5 protein-coding genes are annotated in these 2,837 nt (G+C 66.0%); 4 read left to right on the plus strand and 1 reads right to left on the minus strand.

From position 1 onward, the window contains the following. Positions 1-153: 153 nt before the first annotated feature. Positions 154-387, plus strand: coding sequence for a hypothetical protein (locus tag ACFW2E_RS06165; RefSeq protein WP_384462170.1), 234 nt, complete (start codon positions 154-156; stop codon positions 385-387). A gap of 44 nt (positions 388-431) precedes the next feature. Continuing rightward, positions 432-656, plus strand: coding sequence for a hypothetical protein (locus ACFW2E_RS06170; protein WP_384462173.1), 225 nt, complete (start codon positions 432-434; stop codon positions 654-656). Positions 657-908: 252 nt separating this feature from the next. Here ACFW2E_RS06170 and ACFW2E_RS06175 read toward each other — a convergent pair whose 3' ends face one another. Continuing rightward, complete coding sequence (locus ACFW2E_RS06175) at positions 909-1,157, minus strand: hypothetical protein (RefSeq protein WP_384462176.1); 249 nt, start codon at positions 1,155-1,157, stop codon at positions 909-911. 625 nt (positions 1,158-1,782) lie between these two features. Between ACFW2E_RS06175 and ACFW2E_RS06180 the strand changes: the two genes are divergently transcribed. Next, positions 1,783-1,971: a hypothetical protein gene (locus ACFW2E_RS06180; protein ID WP_384462178.1), complete on the plus strand. Its 189-nt coding sequence runs from the start codon at positions 1,783-1,785 to the stop codon at positions 1,969-1,971. A 3-nt stretch (positions 1,972-1,974) separates the two neighbouring features. Further along, the gene (locus tag ACFW2E_RS06185) at positions 1,975-2,481 is read left to right on the plus strand and encodes a hypothetical protein (protein ID WP_384462181.1); all 507 of its coding nucleotides are present in this window, start codon (positions 1,975-1,977) and stop codon (positions 2,479-2,481) included. Positions 2,482-2,837 lie beyond the last annotated feature (356 nt).

A 2,837-nucleotide genomic window follows, 5' to 3' on the forward strand; every position in this document is an offset into this window, starting at 1 on the left:
GCGGTGATCAAACTCCGATGACACAAACTCGCGTCCGTCAAAGTCCGATGGCAAACGGTCAAGATCCAGTGGCACGGGACAGCGTGCCGCGACAACGTCGCCCGGCAGCACCTTCAATGGACCTACAAATCGAACACGTGCTTGAATTTGGCCATGCGATCGTTCCCCGACGACCTCGCCCAGGCGCAGCAGGAGTGGAGTGCCGCGTACCGGCAGCTCGCCGAGCGGCCCGGTCGCACCGAGCTGCGCCGGCGTCTGTACCGGCTGTCGGCTCAGCTGTACTTCCATCCCTACTGGCAGCAACGGCGCCCAAGCCCCGCAGCATGGTGGGAACTGCGTGACCTGGGACGGCCAGACGGACACATGAGTGGGCGGCTTCATCCATGACGCGCTGGAATGCGAGGCCGCATGTTCCAGATAATCCTGCAGGCATGTCCGGTCCGATCCGCGTGATCGTCCATCCACCGTCACCCACAGGCGGCCGACGAGTGCGCGTGGACGGCGAGATCCTCGGCCTGGCCCACAACGTGGCCGACGTCGCAGAGTTCCTCCGCCGAGCCGGGCTGGAGATCGACCCGGCAGAGGCAGCGGAGTCACCGTGGATCGATTGGCGCGGAGTGGGGCCTGAGCGCTGGGGCCCGGAGACGAGCAGCTGACATACCGAAGGCAACGCACCCTAGAAATAGGGGTTATGTGGCCGCTCGGTGCGTAGCGACCCGCCACGCGCTCAGCTTGGGAAGCTCGGGTTCTCGGTGGGAGGCTGCTTGGCTGACCTGCGGCGGAGCGGGCGCGGGGCCTGACTGAGCGGCGGTCTGGTCCCCGTCATTCCTCGTGGTTCCCCGCACGATCTGGCACGTGTCTGGCACGGGCGTGGCCGTCCGCTCTGCGCGTCTGTCGTGAGCCACCGACTACTCGTAGGTGGTCGCAGCTCGTAGAGCTCTTGCGAAGAAGCTCCAGTCACCGCTGGCGGGCAGGTTGCGGCCGACGTTGCTGTACCAGCCGTCCGCGTCGTCGATCCATGCCGCCAGCGCCTCCAGGAAACTCGTGAGGTCCGAGTTCTCCCATGAGTGGCCCTCCTTGGTGTGGCTGCGGTGGAGGGCACGGACGAAGGCAGCCAGGTCTTCTCTGCTGTCGACGTGATCAGGAGAAGTGGTCATGAGCGGCACCTTACTTGGCACGCCCGCGGTAGGGCCGAGCCTGGTGAGCACCGCTTTAGGAGTTCGGTCTGACCGCCTGTCCACCCGTCCTGCGCGGGGCGGCCGTGGCCGTGTCAGACCGCACCGCGCCGCTGCTGTCCGCTGTCGTTGATGTCAGCCATGGATGTCACCTCACACAGGCTTCGTCTTGCGTTCGGCTTCCTTGCGCTTCTCGATGGTGTACAACGACCACTCGCCACGGTGCAGGTTGCATCGCGACGCACCGACCATCGCCAGTCGCCGGCACCGAGTGCCCTTCTCCGTGAGCGCTCCACACCTGGACTGTGTACGAGCCACGTCTCCCACCCCCCGGTCTCGACCGTTGTGCGGACCAGTGCAGATTGCCGGGCACATGTCCTTTGTGGAAGGCGCACTGCTCCGCGCAGCGGCAACTGTGGTGGTGGGCTCGGGGGTCACGGATGGGGCCGTTCACCTGCGTTCATGGGCGGCCGGTTGAGCTAGCGGCTACTGGCTCCGGTCTCGTCTGAACGTCCGCGAACGGCGCTGAATGAGACGGAAACTGAGACGGAAGAGGGCCGAACCTCGCTCCTGACGCCGTGGCTGCCCCGCATGCCATCATCTGCAGGTGCTCAAGATCCCCGAATACAAAGGCGGCCCCTTGGTCCAGGGCGGCGCCTACCTGGACGACCCGTTGTTCTGGCCCATGCACCTCGGCTCCTGCCTGCGTGGGGAGGACGCACAGCGAGCCGCGTTCGGCGCTGACTGGGATGCGGCCATGGAGCTGTATCGCGCACTGTCCGCCGAGCATGCGTGACCGGTGTTCAGCGTGCCGCTGCGCTCCGGTCACACCATCTACGTCGTCTACCGCAACTTCGTGGGCGAATGGGGCGTGGACCATCTGATACATCAGCCGGCTGGGCCCGAAGCGGAAACCCTCGCCGTGGACGATGGTCACTTCATGGGGCCCGGCATGGCCTGGCCGGAATTGCTGTCCGCTGCGCGGCAGCCGGTGACAGAAGGCATTGGTGATGCTGACGCCCGTCTCTTGCTGCTCTTCCCCACCCTCGGCGACGCGCTGCTTCCCGACGATGCAGCCGCGGCTCTCACCACTGCGCTCGATGCTCTCACCCTGATCGAAGAGCCCGCCGAGGTGGCAAGGATGCTCCTTGAGAACCAGGGCCAATGGGCTCCCGCTCGGTGGAGGTTGGCAGACGGCGTCTGGATCAACGACGGTGGGCACTCCTACCGGAACCCCAGCAACGCCTTCGCTCTGCCCGAGGGGTGCCTTCTGGAGATCAGTAGCGCACTGCAGGGTGGGAGCTGAGTACCGCTTTAGGAGAGAGGCTGGGTGATCTCGAGCTTGAGCTGCGTCTTCGTCGGCCGAGGATGCGGGCGGCTACTCGACCGGGGGTCACCGGTGGTGACCGTGACTGACCCCTGCGTCTGGCACGGTTGTGGCACGAACCTCAGCCGACGACAGTCAGCCACGACGCCGGGTGCGCTGACCGCCCAGGCGCGCGTGTGCCTCGCTGCCACCGGCCTCCACCACGCTGGCAGTGCCTCGCGAAGGAACTCGCTATCGTCGACTAAGGCTTGTCCCGTAACGATCTTGGAGTCGGGAGTGGCATGGGCGGCTGCAGTGCCGCCTGTTCGGCTATCCGGCGAGGGCGAGGTTGTGCA

The organism is Streptomyces sp. NPDC058964, from assembly GCF_042741275.1.
GTDB lineage: Bacteria > Actinomycetota > Actinomycetes > Streptomycetales > Streptomycetaceae > Streptomyces.

Excerpts from the sequence above, each read along its gene's own strand:
- ACFW2E_RS06175 (WP_384462176.1), bottom strand. The coding sequence starts at position 1,157 with ATGACCACTTCTCCTGATCACGTCGACAGCAGAGAAGACCTGGCTGCC.
- ACFW2E_RS06170 (WP_384462173.1), top strand. The coding sequence starts at position 432 with ATGTCCGGTCCGATCCGCGTGATCGTCCATCCACCGTCACCCACAGGC.
- ACFW2E_RS06165 (WP_384462170.1), top strand. The coding sequence starts at position 154 with ATGCGATCGTTCCCCGACGACCTCGCCCAGGCGCAGCAGGAGTGGAGT.